This window comes from Klenkia terrae (assembly GCF_037083865.1).
Classification (GTDB): Bacteria; Actinomycetota; Actinomycetes; order Mycobacteriales; family Geodermatophilaceae; genus Klenkia; species Klenkia terrae.
The window spans coordinates 1-13,459 of record NZ_JBAPLV010000048.1 but is presented as its reverse complement, the minus strand read 5'-3'; the positions used below and the strand labels follow the sequence as shown (position 1 = coordinate 13,459).

The window sequence follows — 13,459 nt, the reverse complement described above, 5'->3', positions numbered from 1 at the left end:
CGACGACCCGACCCGCCCCCTCGAGTCGAGGGCATGGGTCGCTGTCGGATGAACCGCCGGCACCGGGGGTGGGGGGCACCCCGGTGCCGGCGGGGTCGGTGGGCCGGGCGCGGTCAGCGCGTCCCGGCGTAGTGGATGACGGCGTTCGGGCCGCGGTGCCGGGCGGCGTCCAGGCACAGGACGGCGCGGCGCTCGACCTCGTGGGCGGTCAGACCCTCCTCGAGGGTGGCGACGCCCGCACAGGCGTGCAGCCCGGTGATCGCGCCGGTGACGACACCGGTCAACCGCGCGGCGACGGCGTCCGCGGCGGCGGCACCGCCGTTGACCACGACGGCGAACTCGGTGTGGTCCTCGCGGGCCAGCCAGTCGTCGTCGCGCAGCGCACCGGCCAGCAGCGCGGTGACGGTGGTGAGGGCACCGGAGGCCAGCGGCCAGCCGGTGTCCTTGCGGAGCAGGCCGACGACGACGAGGCACGCCGGGTGCTCGGTCACCGTGCCGAGGCGGTCCTCGAGACGGTGGTGCAGGGCGGTCGGGCCGGGCAGCAGCGCGGCGTCGAGGGACGTCTCCGTGCCGGCGGGGGTGAGCAGCGAGGTCATGTCCCCTTGTTCGGCACCCGCCCGGGATAGGTGGTGCCCAACCGACCTGGTCTCCCCCGTCGGGGTGGGGAGGTCGGCCCGCTGCGCATGGTCCGTCGAGGACCGGGAACTGTCGGAGGTCCGTGCCAGGGTCGGGTCATGGCCTTCACCGGACACGTCTTCCTCGGCATGAGCGTCGACGGCTTCATCGCCCGCCCCGACGACGACCTGGGCTGGCTGGAGTCCCGCGGCGCCGAGGCCGGCGACGCCGGCTTCACCCCGTTCGTCGCCTCGGTGGACGCGCTGCTGATGGGCCGGGCACCTACCGGGTGATCGCCCCGCACGCCGAGTGGCCCTACCAGGGCAAGCCGGTGCACGTGGTCAGCTCCACCCTCGACCCGGCTGCCGACCCCCGGGTCACCGTGCACCGCACGCTCGACGAGGCGGTCGCGGCCCTGGACGCCGCCGGGTACGCCCGGGTCTACCTCGACGGCGGGGCCACCGTGCGTCAGCTGCTGGCCCGCGGCCGGGTGCAGACGCTGACCCTGTCCCGGGTGCCGGTGCTGATCGGCGAAGGGTTCAGCCTGTTCGGCCCGCTGCCGGCCGACGTCCCGCTGGAGCACGTGTCCACCGAGGTCCTGGGCGGCGGCATGGTGCAGACCACCTACCGGGTCAGGGAATCGTCCCGGCCCGCAACGACTTGAGGCCGGACATGGACGTCTTCCTCACCGGTGGTACCGGACTCGTCGGCTCCTCCGTGCTCGCGGCCCTGCTGGCCGACGGACACACCGTGCGGGCGCTGGCCCGCAGCGACTCCTCCGCGGCGGCCGTCGAGGCCGCGGGCGCCACCGCGGTCCGCGGTGGGCTGACCGACGCCGACCTGCTGGCCCGCGAGGCCGCGGCCGCCGACGGGGTCATCCACACCGCCTCCCCCGGCGACGCCACCAGCGCCGACGTCGACGCGGCGTTCCTCGACGCCGTCCTCGGCGCGCTGCCGGGCAGCGGCAAGCCCTACGTGCACACCGGCGGCGTCTGGGTGCACGGTGCGGGCACCGTCGACGAGGACACGCCCCGCGACGCCCCCGAGCTCACCGCCTGGCGCCAGCCGCTGGACGAGCGGGTGACCTCCGGCCGCGACGGCGTGCGCGGCATCCTGGTCGAGCCCGGCATCGTCTACGCGGTGCAGGACGGGCAGGTCGCCGGCATCACCGCCGCGGTGCTCGGCGGGCCCACCGACGACGACGGCGCAGTCCTGCTGCCCGGCAGCGGCGAGCAGCACTGGACCACCGTGCACGCCGCCGACCTGGGTCGGCTCTACTCCCTGGCGCTGGTCCACGGCGCGGCCGGCAGCACCTTCCTGGGCGTGAACGGCCACAACCCGACGGTCGCCGAGATCGCCGCGGCGGCCGGGGTGCGGGCGGTCGGCACCTCCGACGCCGACACGACCGAGCGGTTGGGTGCCTTCGGCGGCGCGCTGCTGCTCGACCAGCAGGCCACCGGCGACAAGGCCCGCCGCGAGCTCGGCTGGACCCCCGTCGAGGCCACCCTCACCGACACCCTGTCCTCGCTCGGCTAGCGGCTGGGCACGTCCACGGCGACCTCCGGCCCGAGCTGGCCACCGACCAGCTCGAGCCGGTCTCCGGACCAGAAGCTGCCGGGGTCGTAGGAGTTCAGCGGCCGGTCGCCGGGCAGCAGGCCCATGGCGGTGTAGGTGGCGGCGACCAGCTCGGCGCAGAACACCGTCTCGGCGTTCGTCCGCCGGTCGACCAGGCCGTTGGCGAACCCCCGGACCAGCCCGCGGGTGGTCGGGAAGGGCCGGCCGTCCAGCCGCGCGATCGTCGTCAGGACGGCGTCCTCCATGGCGGGGGTGACGCCGCCGTCCGGGGCCGGGCCGACGAGCTGGCGCAGCCAGGCGCGCTGGCCGTACTTCTGCCGCCAGACCGAGACCGCGTCGCGCAGGTCGTGCAGCTGGACCCCGCGCTGGTGGGTGCCGGTCCAGGCGTCGGGCAGCGAGCGGCCGAGCTCGGCGTGCCAGAGCAGCGGCGGCAGGTCCTCGAGCACCACGGCCATGCCGACGTGGTTGACCGGCGCGTTGGTCAGCGTCTGGATGGCCCGGTCGGCGACCGAGGCGCCCCGGAACAACCAGACGTCGCCGGTGCGGGTGAGGTCCCCTGCGGCATCGAGCGTCAGCACCGGGCCAACCTAGTCAGGAGGCCAGCGACGCGTCCGCCGGTCGGTTGGCCCTGGCCCAGATCTCGTCCAGCGACAGGTCGAGCACCCCGGCGATGGCGGCGATGGTGGAGAAGGCGGGCGTGGCCACCCGGCCGGACTCGATCTTGCGCAGCGTCTCGGGCGAGACACCTGCGGCGAGCGCGGTGTCCAGCATGGGCCGGTCGCCGCGGGCCCGGCGCAGCACCGCGCCCAGCCGGCGTCCACGCTCGATCTCGTCCGGGGTGAGCGGCAACCTGACCATGACCGGGATACTAGTACCGGGATAACATGGCCAGCGTGATCGAGATCCTCTCCCCCACCCAGGTCGCCCGCGCCCGGGACACCGGCGCGCTGGTCGGCGACATCCTGCAGTCGCTGCGCGAGCGCAGCACCGTCGGCACGAACCTGCTGGAGATCGACCAGTGGGCGAAGGAGATCATGCTCGGCGCCGGGGCCACCTCCTGCTACGTGGACTACGCGCCGTCCTTCGGCCGGGGGCCGTTCGGCCACTACATCTGCACCTCGGTCAACGACGGCGTGCTGCACGGCCTGCCGCACGACTACGCCCTGGCCGACGGCGACCTGCTGAGCCTGGACCTGGCCGTGATCCTCGGCGGGGTGGCCGCGGACTCCGCGATCAGCTTCGTCGTGGGCGAGAGCCGCCCGGCCGAGAGCGTCCGGCTGATCGAGACCACGGAGCGGGCGCTGGCCACCGCGATCGCCACCGCTGGGCCCGGGGTCAAGCTGGGCGACATCTCCGCGGCCATCGGCGGCGTGCTGACCGGGGCCGGCTACCCGGTGAACACCGAGTTCGGCGGGCACGGCATCGGCACGACGATGCACCAGGACCCGCACGTGCCCAACGACGGCCGGGCCGGCCGCGGCTACAAGCTGCGCCCGGGCCTGATGCTGGCGCTGGAGCCGTGGGTCATGGTCGACACCGACGAGCTGGTCACCGACGACGACGGCTGGACGCTGCGCAGCGCCACCGGCTGCCGCACCGCGCACAACGAGCACACCGTCGTGGTGACCGAGGACGGCGTCGACGTCCTCACCCTGCCCTCGAAGCGCTGAGCCGCCCGGCCGAGCTGCTGCAGCCTGGGTCAACCCACCCTGCCTCCCCTCCGTCGAGGCCACACCCTGGTGGGAGGGACGCTGCGGCGGGTTGACCCAGGCCGCAGCCGAGGAGGGCCGGGCCGCGACCGCTACCGTGCCCGTCATGCGTCTGGCCACGGTGGGGAAGCTGCTCGGGGTCGCCGGCATCGCGGGGGTGGCCGCCACCGGTGTCGTGCTGGCCCGGGACGAGCGGGAGCGCCGCGCCTACACCCCGGACGACGTCCGGGCCCGGCTGCACGCCCGGGCGGAAGCCGTGGCCTCCGAGCCGGCACCCGGCGAGGGCTCGCTCGAGGTCGTGCCCGAGCCCACCACCCCCCGCGGCCGGCTCGCCCAGCGCGCCAGCTGGCAGCGGCGGCGCTTCGTGGACCCGGTCGCCACGGCCGTCGGCAACCAGGTCGCCCGGCTGCGGCGACGGTCGTCGGGCAGCGGCGAGGGCTGACCCGGCGCCCGCCGAGCGACAGCTGAGCGGGCGCCGGACGACGCCCGTGCCCCCTCAGGTGTCACTCGCCGAGGTCGCGGGCTCGGGCGGCATCGAAGGACCAGGAAGCCGGCAGGTCCCACTCGCCGTCCCACTCCTCCCACTGCTCGTCGGTGAGGTCCAGCTCGCGCTCCTCCTCGCCGACCACGGTGCCGCGGACGAACCAGGCCGTGCTGGCGTACTCGCTCTCGCAGGTGGTCACCGCGTGCACGACCACGTCGGGGTGGGCGGCGGTCAGCGCCTGCAGCGCGGCGTACGGCGGGGCGTACGCGGTGGCCAGCCGGTAGACCAGCCGGTCGGGGCCGACCTCCTCCAGGGTCGCGTCGGTCTCGGGCCGGGCGGTGCCCCACAGCTCGACGGCCCGCTGCCGGTCCCAGGCGGCCGGATCCATACCGGAGGGGACGACGGCCTCCAGCGAGAACGCGGACGCCGGTGCCCGCCGGGAGGCTCCCCGCGGAGCCACCTGCGCCTGTACCCGGCCGAGCGCCGCCGGGTCGGGCGACCAGACCGTCACCGTCGACAGTGCGTTGTTGGCCACCCCGGCAGCGTGCCAGCTCAGGCCGGTCGCAGGTCCACCAGCAGGTGACCGGTCGGCGTCCGCGCGGTGCGCAGTGTCTCCATGGCGATCGCCGGCAGACCCTCGAGCAGCCGGCGGCCGCGGCCGGCGATGTTCGGCGAGATGACCAGCCGCAGTTCGTCGACCAGGCCGGCGGCCAGCAGAGCCTGGGTGACCGAGATGCTGGCGTGCACGCCGACGTCGCCGCCGGGCTGCTGCCGCAGGTCGCGGACGAAGGCGGCCAGGTCGCCCTCGATGACCGTGCTGCCCGGCCAGTCGGTGGTCAGCGGGGTGGAGGTGGCCACGTACTTGGCGACGCCGTTGATGAAGGTCGCGAACGGCTCGATGTCGCTGCCCGGCCAGTACCCGGCCCACTCGTCGTGGCTGCGCCGGCCCAGGACCACAGCGTCCTGGGTTCCGATGACCGCGGCCAGGTTGTCGTCCATGACGCTGTCCCAGCCGGTGATGAACTCGTCCGGCGCCTCGGCGACGCCGTCCAGGGACACCAGTTCGTACGCGACCACCCGGCGCATCGCTCCTCCTCCACGTTCGTCCTGCCCCTTCGACCCCGCGCGGTGCGTCGACTCATCGGCCGAGGTCCAGCCAGGCGCCGAAGGGGTCGTCGGCCCGGTTGCCGTCGCGGTCGTCGGGGACGGGCACCACCTCGCGCGCGGTGGCCGGGACGGTCACGCCGAACCGGCCGGTCAGCCAGGTGCGGAATGCGGCGGGTGCCACCCAGCCCCCGGCGGGGCCGTCCTCGTCCGCGTATGCCTGGGCGGGCCCGACCTCGTGGTGCTCGGGCCAGCACAGCTCGTCGTAGCCGACGGCCAGCAGCCGCAGGAAGTCCACCGGGTCCGCGGTGATCACGCCCGACCAGATCGACCCGGACCCCGAGCCCAGGTGGACGAACTGCTGCCGGCCGGCGTCGTCGACCCAGATCCCGGCCTCGGACCCGTCGGCGCCGGTCGCCACGAAGGCGGCCAGCCGGCCGGTCACCCGGGTGTCGTCGGAGGCCAGCCACCAGTGCCCGAAGTCGCCCGGCACCGGGTGGAACGCGGCGCCGCCCGCGCCCACCGACGACTCCCGCTCGGCCGGGGACAGCAGCGTCGCCACCGGCCCGGTCCGGGTCTGCAGCACGTGGCCGTGCTCGTCCAGCCAGTCCAGCGCCTCGGCGAGCGGGGCAGGGAGGGTGATCCCGGCCGGGAACGACGCCTGCACGGCCTGGGTGAACTGTCCGGTCCCCATGCCGGTCGAACCTGCCACGCGGCGGACCGACCCGCCATGATCAGCCGGTGACCCGCGACGACCTGCCGCGCCTGGAGTTCTGGCCCGAGCACGGCGCCGGCCCGCTCTGGGACACCGACGGTCGCCCGGCGACCGGGGACCACCTGCGGCTCCCGCCCGAGCTGGTCGACCGGCTCGAGGCGTTCACCGCGGCCTGCGCGGAGGAGCGGTTGCCGATCGACGGTGACGGCGACCCGGACTACCTGGCGCTCGGCGCGCACCTCCTGGCCGACGTGCGCGTGGCCCTGGCCGGTCGGTTCGTCGTGGTCGTCACCGAGACCTGGTGGGCGGCGGTCAGCCCGCCCCCGGGGGCAGGGCCATCCCCTCGTCCTTGAGGACGACGCCGCTGGCCCCCAGCTCACGGGAGGCCAGCAGCAGCCCGGCGAGGGTGTCGGCGGCCTGCGCGTAGCCCAGCCCGTGCGGGGGCCGGACGTTGGAGATGCAGTTGCGCTCGCTGTCGGCCCGGCCGGTCCGCGGGCCGAAGGTCAGGTAGAGCCCGAGGCTGTCGGCGCTCGACAGCCCGGGCCGCTCACCGATGAGGACGACGACGATCCGCGCCCCGAGCGCCTCGCCCACCGGGTCGCCGAGCGCCACCCGGGCCTGGGTGGCCACCACCAGCGGCGCCACCGACCAGCCGGCCAGCCGCTCCAGCACCGCGGCCACCGTGCCGGCTGCGTGCTCCTCGACCGCCCGCGGCGAGAGCCCGTCCGCGACCACCAGCGCGAGGTCGTGCTCACCGCCGGGCAGCTCGGTGCCCTCGGCCAGCCGGCGGCCGAGGTCGGGTCGCTGCAGGTAGGTCGCCCGGTCCGGCGCCGCCGAGGCCACGGCGAGGACGTCGAGGCCCGTCGCGGCCAGGTCGGACGTCACGCGGGCGACGTCCAGCGGCGAGTGGACGGCGTCCCGGGCGGCGGCGTGCGCGGCCCGGAACTCCAGCAGCCGGCCGGTCGGCAACCCGTCGCCGGCCCGGCCCAGCGCCACCCGGGCGCGGGTGGCGCTCCGCAGCACGTCGAATGCGTCGCTCACCGCGCGGCCGCCAGGAGCGCGCGGGCCTGGGGTGCGTCGGCGGTCAGCTCCCGGACCCGGCCGGCGTCGTCCACCAGGTCCATCTTCTGCAGCCAGGCCTCGAACTCCGGCGCCGGCCGCAGGTCCAGCACCTGGCGGGCGGTGAGCACGTCCTGGAACGACAGCGACTGGTAGTGCAGCATCACGTCGTCCGACCCCGGGACGGCGATGACGAACGAGCAGCCGGCGGCCCCGAGCAGCAACGTCAGGGTGTCGGTGTCGTCGGGGTCGACGTCGGTGTGGTTGGTGTAGCAGACGTCCACGCCCATCGGCAGGCCCAGCAGCTTGCCGCAGAAGTGGTCCTCCAGCCCGGCCCGGATGACCTGCTTGGCGTCGTAGAGGTACTCCGGCCCGATGAACCCGACGACGGTGTTGACCAGCAGCGGGTCGTAGTGCCGGGCCACCCCGTACGCCCGGCACTCCAGGGTCTGCTGGTCCACCGGCGCCCCGCCGACGCCGAGGTGCGCGCCGGCCGACAGCGCCGACCCCTGGCCGGTCTCGAAGTAGGTCACGTTCGACCCGACGGTCCCGCGCTTGAGCTCCAGCGCCGCCGTCCGGGCCTCGGTGAGCAGGTCGAGGGTGACGCCGAAGCCTTCGTTGCCACCCTGGGTGCCGGCCACCGACTGGAACACCAGGTCCACCGGGGCGCCCTGCTCCAACGCTCGAAGCGTCGTCGTCACGTGGGCCAGCACGCAGGACTGCGTGGGGATCGCGTAGCGGCTGATCACCGCGTCGATGAGCTCCAGCAGCGCGATGGTCTGCGCCGGGGAATCCGTGGCCGGGTTGATCCCGATGACGGCGTCCCCGCTGCCGTGCAGCAGCCCGTCCAGCAGCGAGGCGGTGACCCCGACCGCGTCGTCGGTGGGGTGGTTGGGCTGCAGCCGCGACGCCAGCCGGCCCGGCAGCCCGATGGTCGAGCGCAGCCCGGTGACCACCCGCGCCCGCCGGCCGACGGCGACCAGGTCGGCGTTGCGCATCAGCTTGGAGACCGCGGCCACCATCTCCGGGGTGAGCCCGCGGGCCAGCCCGGAGATCGCGGTCTCGTCGGCGGCCGCGGCCCGGGCCAGCAGCCAGTCCCGGAACTCACCGACCGTGTGCGAGCGGACCGGCGCGAGGGCCTCGGCGTCCAGGGTGTCCAGGACGAGCCGGGTGACGTCGTCCTCCTCGTAGCCGACGACCTGCTCGTCGAGGAACGTGGTGAGCGGCAGGTCGGCGAGCACCGTCTGGGCGGCGACCCGCTCGGCCTCCGAGGTCGCCGCGCACCCGGCGAGCACGTCGCCCGACCGCGCCGGGGTGGCCTTGGCCATCACCTCGACCAGGGACGGGAACTCGTAGGTGTGGCCGGCCAGCGTCGCCCGGCGCGCACTCATCGGACGTCGTCCGCGGCTGCGGCGAGTGCCGCGAACTCCTCCTCCGGCGCCGAGGCGACCAGGTGGTGCCGGCTGTAGAAGGCGAAGTAGGCCATGAACAAGCCGAACGCGACCAGGGTCAGGCCCGCGGCCAGCGGGTCGACCAGGAAGGTGGCCAGCACGGCGAGGACGGCGAGCACCAGGGCGACCCACGTCGTGGCGGTGCCGCCCGGCGTCCGGTAGGGACGCTCCAGGTCGGGCTCGCGGCGGCGCAGCACGATGTGGCTGGCCATCATCAGCACGTAGGACACGGCCGCGCCAAACACCGCCATGTTGAGCAGGGTCGCGCCCTGGCCGGTGAGGGTGAGCAGGAAGCCGACGATGCCCGGCACGATCAGGGCCAGCACCGGGGCCTTGCGGTTGTTGGTCACCGACAGCGACTTGGGCAGGTAGCCGGCGCGGGAGAGGGCGAAGGTCTGCCGGCTGTAGGCGTAGACGATGGAGAAGAAGCTGGCGACCAGGCCGACCAGGCCCATGTAGTTCACGACCGTCTGCAGGGTGCCCGGCTGCAGCCCGTCGACCGGCGGGTTGGCCGACTCGCTGATCAGCTGCGCTCCCCCGGCACCGGTGGTGAAGACCAGCATCAGGATCGCCAGGGTGGCAAGCACGGCCATGGCGGCGACGATGCCCTTGGGCATCGAGCGGGCCGGGTCCTTGGCCTCCTCGGCGGCCAGCGGGACGCACTCGACGGCGAGGAAGAACCAGATGCCGAAGGGGAAGGCGGCCCAGATGCCGAGCAGGCCGAAGGGCAGCCAGTCCGAGGCGCCGGCGGCATCGGTGGGCACGATGTCGGTCAGGTTGGCGGCGTCGAAGTTCGGGATCGCCCCGACCAGGAACAGCACCAGGCCGACGACGGCGACCGCGGCGATGGCCATCATGACCTTGAGCGCCTCGCCGACGCCCATCAGGTGGATGCCGATGAAGATCGCGTAGACGGCGAGGTAGACCCACCAGCCGTCGGTGATGCCGAACAGGCCGAGGGACTCCACGTAGCCGCCGATGAAGGTGGCGATCGCAGCCGGGGCGATGGCGTACTCCAGCAGGACGGCGACGCCGGTGGCGTAGCCGCCCCAGGGGCCGAGTGCGCGGCGGGCGAAGGTGTAGCCACCGCCGGCGGTCGGCAGCGCCGAGCCCAGCTCGGCCAGCCCGAAGACCATGGCGGCGTACATGATCCCCATCAGGACGGTGGCGATCAGCAGTCCGCCGAACCCGCCCTCGGCCAGGCCGAAGTTCCAGCCGGCGTAGTCGCCGGAGATGACGGCGGCGACGCCGAGGCCGGCCAGCAGCGTCCAGCCGGCGGTGCCGCCGCGCAGCTGGCGCTTGGCCAGGTAGTCGCTGGTCCCGGTCTCGGGTGGGGCGGTGGGTTCAGCGGTCACAGCAGGCCTCCGGGGTCGGGTGGCGCTCACTGTGGCCCTGCTGTGTTGCGGGGGCAATGCCGCCGCGTTCCGAGTGCACGTTCCCGCGGGAACGTGTCAGACCGCGGTGCCGCCGACCTGGAGCAGGTCGCGGACGACGGCGCCGGGGTCACCGGTGCGGGCGAGGACCTGGCGCTGCCGGACGGCGGAGGTGCCGCGGGCCAGCAGCTGGGCGGTCAGCGCACGGACCTCGGCGAGCTCACCGCGGGAGTCCAGGTCGTCGGCCAGCAGGTCGACCAGCCCGTGCAGCGCGTCGACTGCGGGGATGAGCTGCCCGGTCACCGGGTCGACCAGCTCGCCGGACAGCCCGGCGCGGGCGGCCTTCCAGCGGGCGGCGCGCAGCACCTCGGGGCGGATGGCCGGCGCCGGCGTCTCGTCCCGGGCCAGCACGGAGACCAGCGACCGGCACAGCGCGGCGTGCAGGACGACGTCGTCCAGGTCCGTGCAGACGTCGCCCATGCGGAACTCGACGGTGGGCACGTGGGTGGAGGGCCGCAGGTCCCAGTAGAGCTGGGAGCCGTCGGGGACCATGCCGGTGCCGACGAGGGCGGCGACGATGGCGCGGTAGCCGGCGGCGTCCCCCATCGGCTCGGGCGGACCGGAGACCGGCCACCGCGACCACCAGACGGTGCGCCACGAGGAATAGCCGGTGTCGGCGCCGGCGTGGAACGGCGAGCTGCCGGTCATCGCCATCAGCAGCGGGAGGTAGGGCCGGGCGCGGTCCATGACGTGGACGGCGGTGTCCAGGTCGTCGACGCCGACGTGCACGTGGGTGCCGCAGATGTCCTGCCCGGTGGCCAGGCCGGCCCAGCGCTGCACCATCACGCGGTAGCGCGGGGCGTCGGTGAGGACCAGCTCAGCGAGCACCGCGGTGGGGTGGGTGGAGGCGGCCAGCACGGTCAGCCCGGCGGTCTGCGCGGCGGCGACGGCCTCCGCGCGCGTCTGCACCAGCGCGGCGCGGACCCCGTCGAGCGTGGTGAGGATCCCGGTCGCGGTCTCGAGCTGGGTCTGGCTGATCTCGGGCTGCACGTGCTCGCCGGCCTGCCCGAGGACGGCGGCGTCGGCCACCGCCGGGCTCGCCACCAGGGCCCCGGTCGCGGGGTCGACGAGGTGGAACTCCTCCTCGACGCCGAGGGTGGTTGCGGTCATGCGGGTACTCCGTCAGATCGGGCGAGGGTGGCCCGGGAACGGTACGGGAGACTGCTGGGCATGGATCTGACCCTCGGTGACGACCTCCGCGCCTTCGTCGACGCCTCGCCCTCCCCCTCGCACGCGGCGGCGGAGATCGCCCGGCGCCTGGTCGCCGGTGGGTTCCGCGAGCTGGCCGAGACGGACGCCTGGGACCTGTCCCCCGGCGACGCGGTGTTCACGGTCCGCGGTGCCAGCGTGGTGGCCGCGCGGGTCGGCTCGGACCCGGTGCCCGAGGCGGGGCTGCGGATCATCGGTGCGCACACCGACTCGCCCACGTTCAAGGTGCGCCCGCGCTTCGACGTCCGGCAGGCCGGCTACCGGTTGGTCGGCGTGGAGCCCTACGGCGGCGGGCTGTGGCACACCTGGCTCGACCGTGAGCTGACGGTGGCGGGCAGGCTCGCGCTCCGCGGCGGGACGACGACGCTGGTGAAGCTGCCCGGTGCGCCGCTGCGGCTGCCCTCGTTGGCGATCCACCTGGACCGCTCGGTGCGGGAGGGCCTGACCCTGGACCCGCAGCGCCACCTGCAGCCGGTGTGGGGCTCGGACCTGGGCACGGAGCCGGGCCTGCTGCAGGCGCTGGCGGTCGACGCCGGTGTCTCCGCGGCCGACGTGGTGGGCCACGACCTGGTGCTCGCCGACACCCAGCCGGCCGCGCGGGCAGGCGCCGACGGCAGCTGGATCGCTGCGCCCCGGCTCGATGACCTGGCCTGCTGCCACTCGGGGCTGCTGGCCCTGCTGGGCGCCGAGGGCGCCCGGCACACGCAGGTGCTGGTCTGCAACGACCACGAGGAGGTCGGGTCGGGGTCGGCATCCGGCGCGCGGGGGTCGTTCCTGGAGGACGTCATCAGCCGCCTGGCGGGCGCGGAGCCGCAGGCGTTCGCCCGGACGATCGCGGCGTCGAAGCTGGTCAGCGCGGACATGGCGCACGCGGTGCACCCGACGAGGTACGACCGGCACGAGCCCGCGCACCAGCCGGTGCTGGGCGGCGGGCCGGTGCTCAAGCTGAACGCCAACCAGGCCTACGCGACGGACGCGGTGTCGGGTGGGTGGTTCACCGAGCGCTGCGAGGCGGCCGGGGTGCCGGTGCAGCACTTCGTCACCCGCGCCGACCTGCCCTGCGGCTCCACCATCGGCCCGCTGACCGCCACCCGGCTCGGCCTGTCGACGGTGGACGTCGGGGCGCCGCAGCTGGCCATGCACTCGGCCCGCGAGCTCGCCTCCGCCGCCGACGTCCCGCTCATGGTGTCGGCCTTCGCGAGCTGCCTGCAGGAGCGGTGAGTCCGGCGGTGGGTGCCGCGCCCGCGACCCGGGTACCCGGTCTGGATGGCAGCCGACCAGCAGACCTTCCACCCCGGCCAGATCGTGCCCCGCAGCGGCATCTACCGCTGCACCGAGGGGCACGGCGACCACTCCTACGAGTCCACCGACGTCAAGGGGCACCGCTTCCCGCCGCTGCCCGACGGGTGCCGGGGCGAGGGCTGGGTGCTCGAACGGGCCGCCGGCCAGCACTGAGCCCCGCCCACATCCCGTGCGTCCCCGCTCAGGTCGACGGGTACGGATCCGGGACGCCTGGACCGTCCAGGCCTGAGGGGAGACACCGTGACCCAGCCCGACGATCTCGAGACCCACGGAACCGGGGAGGCGGCCCAGCGCATCGGGCAGGCCCCCACGACGACGGACGTGACCGACCCCGAACGGTCGTCCCGCAACACCGCAGCAGGCACCGGTTCAGACCCCGGCGAGGGCCGGGTGCACCCCGACGCCGACGAGGGGGTCGACCCCTCGGCGAGCATCGAGCCGCACAACGAGGGCCTGGCGTGAGCCGACGCAGCTGACGGCAGGGCGTCGGCGCCGCCTCCGACCGGGGGCGGCGCCGGCGCCCGGCCGTCTCAGTCGAAGACGGCTTTGCTCACGGCCGCGGGAGTGTCGTACTCCCGGTCGTCGATGCCCTTCAGGGCCTCCATCACCTCCTCGGTGCCGCCGTTGCCCTGCGCGTGTTGGACGACCTGGTCCTTCGTCGCGGGGTAGTCCATGCCACCGAGGGCCTTCTGGATGTCGATGGGGCTGACCATGCCGAACCGGTACCCGGTCGTCCGAGCGCGCTAGATGTTGCTCGTCATGACGTTGGTGACGCCGGCGTGGAGGCGTGAGGCGGGTGGTCG

General features: G+C 74.7%; 20 protein-coding genes. 9 read left to right on the top strand and 11 right to left on the bottom strand.

The window, feature by feature from the left end:
• Window positions 1-113: 113 nt before the first annotated feature.
• Window positions 114-596 carry a hypothetical protein gene (locus tag UXQ13_RS23090; RefSeq protein WP_336393066.1) on the bottom strand — a complete coding sequence of 161 codons (483 nt, stop codon included), beginning with the start codon at window positions 594-596 and terminating at the stop codon, window positions 114-116.
• Between the two features lie 138 nt (window positions 597-734).
• Between UXQ13_RS23090 and UXQ13_RS23085 the strand changes: the two genes are divergently transcribed.
• The 3 genes from UXQ13_RS23085 to UXQ13_RS23075 are packed head-to-tail and all read left to right on the top strand — an operon-like array spanning window position 735 to window position 2,151.
• Entirely contained in the window at window positions 735-908 is a 174-nt protein-coding gene (locus UXQ13_RS23085) for a dihydrofolate reductase family protein (protein WP_336393065.1), read from the top strand.
• On the top strand, window positions 905-1,279 hold the full coding sequence (locus UXQ13_RS23080; RefSeq protein ID WP_336393064.1) for a dihydrofolate reductase family protein: 375 nt from the start codon (window positions 905-907) through the stop codon (window positions 1,277-1,279). The genes UXQ13_RS23085 and UXQ13_RS23080 overlap by 4 nt, the downstream gene beginning before the upstream one ends.
• 8 nt (window positions 1,280-1,287) lie before the next feature.
• On the top strand, window positions 1,288-2,151 hold the full coding sequence (locus UXQ13_RS23075; RefSeq protein WP_336393063.1) for an NAD-dependent epimerase/dehydratase family protein: 864 nt from the start codon (window positions 1,288-1,290) through the stop codon (window positions 2,149-2,151).
• Here UXQ13_RS23075 and UXQ13_RS23070 read toward each other — a convergent pair.
• The gene (locus tag UXQ13_RS23070) at window positions 2,148-2,768 is read right to left on the bottom strand and encodes a hypothetical protein (RefSeq protein ID WP_336393062.1); all 621 of its coding nucleotides are present in this window, start codon (window positions 2,766-2,768) and stop codon (window positions 2,148-2,150) included. The genes UXQ13_RS23075 and UXQ13_RS23070 overlap by 4 nt on opposite strands.
• Window positions 2,769-2,781: 13 nt before the next feature.
• Window positions 2,782-3,048, bottom strand: coding sequence for a helix-turn-helix domain-containing protein (locus UXQ13_RS23065; RefSeq protein ID WP_225235290.1), 267 nt, complete (start codon window positions 3,046-3,048; stop codon window positions 2,782-2,784).
• Window positions 3,049-3,083: 35 nt separating this feature from the next.
• Here UXQ13_RS23065 and map point away from each other — a divergent pair, with 35 nt between their 5' ends.
• Window positions 3,084-3,860 carry a type I methionyl aminopeptidase gene (gene map / locus UXQ13_RS23060; protein ID WP_336393061.1) on the top strand — a complete coding sequence of 259 codons (777 nt, stop codon included), beginning with the start codon at window positions 3,084-3,086 and terminating at the stop codon, window positions 3,858-3,860.
• 145 nt (window positions 3,861-4,005) lie between these two features.
• Complete coding sequence (locus UXQ13_RS23055; protein WP_336393060.1) at window positions 4,006-4,341, top strand: hypothetical protein; 336 nt, start codon at window positions 4,006-4,008, stop codon at window positions 4,339-4,341.
• Window positions 4,342-4,402: 61 nt separating this feature from the next.
• On the opposite strand, the gene UXQ13_RS23050 is transcribed toward UXQ13_RS23055, so the two are convergent.
• Genes UXQ13_RS23050 through UXQ13_RS23040 form a run of 3 tightly spaced genes read right to left on the bottom strand, consistent with a single transcriptional unit; the run spans window position 4,403 to window position 6,181 of the window.
• Window positions 4,403-4,918 carry a hypothetical protein gene (locus tag UXQ13_RS23050; RefSeq protein ID WP_336393059.1) on the bottom strand — a complete coding sequence of 172 codons (516 nt, stop codon included), beginning with the start codon at window positions 4,916-4,918 and terminating at the stop codon, window positions 4,403-4,405.
• 17 nt (window positions 4,919-4,935) lie between these two features.
• A complete protein-coding gene (locus UXQ13_RS23045) occupies window positions 4,936-5,469 on the bottom strand; it encodes a dihydrofolate reductase family protein (RefSeq protein ID WP_336393058.1) in 534 nt (177 codons plus the stop codon).
• 52 nt (window positions 5,470-5,521) lie between these two features.
• Window positions 5,522-6,181, bottom strand: coding sequence for a hypothetical protein (locus tag UXQ13_RS23040; RefSeq protein WP_336393057.1), 660 nt, complete (start codon window positions 6,179-6,181; stop codon window positions 5,522-5,524).
• A 47-nt stretch (window positions 6,182-6,228) separates the two neighbouring features.
• On the opposite strand from UXQ13_RS23040, the gene UXQ13_RS23035 reads away from it, so the two are divergent.
• Window positions 6,229-6,555, top strand: a complete 327-nt coding sequence (locus UXQ13_RS23035) for a hypothetical protein (protein ID WP_225235283.1) — start codon at window positions 6,229-6,231, stop codon at window positions 6,553-6,555.
• Here UXQ13_RS23035 and eutC read toward each other — a convergent pair.
• From eutC to UXQ13_RS23015, 4 genes are all read right to left on the bottom strand, one after another.
• On the bottom strand, window positions 6,515-7,243 hold the full coding sequence (gene eutC, locus UXQ13_RS23030; RefSeq protein WP_336393056.1) for an ethanolamine ammonia-lyase subunit EutC: 729 nt from the start codon (window positions 7,241-7,243) through the stop codon (window positions 6,515-6,517). The two genes, UXQ13_RS23035 and eutC, sit on opposite strands and share 41 nt — an antisense overlap.
• Window positions 7,240-8,652, bottom strand: a complete 1,413-nt coding sequence (locus UXQ13_RS23025) for an ethanolamine ammonia-lyase subunit EutB (RefSeq protein ID WP_336393055.1) — start codon at window positions 8,650-8,652, stop codon at window positions 7,240-7,242. The genes eutC and UXQ13_RS23025 overlap by 4 nt, the downstream gene beginning before the upstream one ends.
• Window positions 8,649-10,067, bottom strand: a complete 1,419-nt coding sequence (eat, locus tag UXQ13_RS23020) for an ethanolamine permease (protein WP_225235280.1) — start codon at window positions 10,065-10,067, stop codon at window positions 8,649-8,651. The genes UXQ13_RS23025 and eat overlap by 4 nt, the downstream gene beginning before the upstream one ends.
• A gap of 96 nt (window positions 10,068-10,163) precedes the next feature.
• Window positions 10,164-11,255, bottom strand: coding sequence for a carboxylate-amine ligase (locus UXQ13_RS23015; protein WP_336393054.1), 1,092 nt, complete (start codon window positions 11,253-11,255; stop codon window positions 10,164-10,166).
• A 60-nt stretch (window positions 11,256-11,315) separates the two neighbouring features.
• Between UXQ13_RS23015 and UXQ13_RS23010 the strand changes: the two genes are divergently transcribed.
• The 3 genes from UXQ13_RS23010 to UXQ13_RS23000 all read left to right on the top strand — a co-directional run bounded on the left by UXQ13_RS23010 (window position 11,316) and on the right by UXQ13_RS23000 (window position 13,118).
• Entirely contained in the window at window positions 11,316-12,575 is a 1,260-nt protein-coding gene (locus UXQ13_RS23010; RefSeq protein WP_336393053.1) for a M18 family aminopeptidase, read from the top strand.
• Between the two features lie 45 nt (window positions 12,576-12,620).
• On the top strand, window positions 12,621-12,809 hold the full coding sequence (locus tag UXQ13_RS23005; RefSeq protein WP_225235277.1) for a YjzC family protein: 189 nt from the start codon (window positions 12,621-12,623) through the stop codon (window positions 12,807-12,809).
• An 87-nt stretch (window positions 12,810-12,896) separates the two neighbouring features.
• The gene (locus UXQ13_RS23000) at window positions 12,897-13,118 is read left to right on the top strand and encodes a hypothetical protein (protein ID WP_225235276.1); all 222 of its coding nucleotides are present in this window, start codon (window positions 12,897-12,899) and stop codon (window positions 13,116-13,118) included.
• Window positions 13,119-13,186: 68 nt separating this feature from the next.
• On the opposite strand, the gene UXQ13_RS22995 is transcribed toward UXQ13_RS23000, so the two are convergent.
• Entirely contained in the window at window positions 13,187-13,369 is a 183-nt protein-coding gene (locus UXQ13_RS22995; protein ID WP_225235275.1) for a DUF2795 domain-containing protein, read from the bottom strand.
• Window positions 13,370-13,459 lie beyond the last annotated feature (90 nt).

What these genes read in the sequence shown, in the direction of transcription:
- UXQ13_RS23090 (WP_336393066.1), bottom strand. Translation starts at nt 596, where the DNA reads ATGACCTCGCTGCTCACCCCCGCCGGCACGGAGACGTCCCTCGACGCC.
- UXQ13_RS23085 (WP_336393065.1), top strand. Translation starts at nt 735, where the DNA reads ATGGCCTTCACCGGACACGTCTTCCTCGGCATGAGCGTCGACGGCTTC.
- UXQ13_RS23075 (WP_336393063.1), top strand. Translation starts at nt 1,288, where the DNA reads ATGGACGTCTTCCTCACCGGTGGTACCGGACTCGTCGGCTCCTCCGTG.
- UXQ13_RS23065 (WP_225235290.1), bottom strand. Translation starts at nt 3,048, where the DNA reads ATGGTCAGGTTGCCGCTCACCCCGGACGAGATCGAGCGTGGACGCCGG.
- UXQ13_RS23055 (WP_336393060.1), top strand. Translation starts at nt 4,006, where the DNA reads ATGCGTCTGGCCACGGTGGGGAAGCTGCTCGGGGTCGCCGGCATCGCG.
- UXQ13_RS23045 (WP_336393058.1), bottom strand. Translation starts at nt 5,469, where the DNA reads ATGCGCCGGGTGGTCGCGTACGAACTGGTGTCCCTGGACGGCGTCGCC.
- UXQ13_RS23040 (WP_336393057.1), bottom strand. Translation starts at nt 6,181, where the DNA reads ATGGGGACCGGACAGTTCACCCAGGCCGTGCAGGCGTCGTTCCCGGCC.
- UXQ13_RS23025 (WP_336393055.1), bottom strand. Translation starts at nt 8,652, where the DNA reads ATGAGTGCGCGCCGGGCGACGCTGGCCGGCCACACCTACGAGTTCCCG.
- UXQ13_RS23015 (WP_336393054.1), bottom strand. Translation starts at nt 11,255, where the DNA reads ATGACCGCAACCACCCTCGGCGTCGAGGAGGAGTTCCACCTCGTCGAC.
- UXQ13_RS23010 (WP_336393053.1), top strand. Translation starts at nt 11,316, where the DNA reads ATGGATCTGACCCTCGGTGACGACCTCCGCGCCTTCGTCGACGCCTCG.
- UXQ13_RS23005 (WP_225235277.1), top strand. Translation starts at nt 12,621, where the DNA reads ATGGCAGCCGACCAGCAGACCTTCCACCCCGGCCAGATCGTGCCCCGC.
- UXQ13_RS22995 (WP_225235275.1), bottom strand. Translation starts at nt 13,369, where the DNA reads ATGGTCAGCCCCATCGACATCCAGAAGGCCCTCGGTGGCATGGACTAC.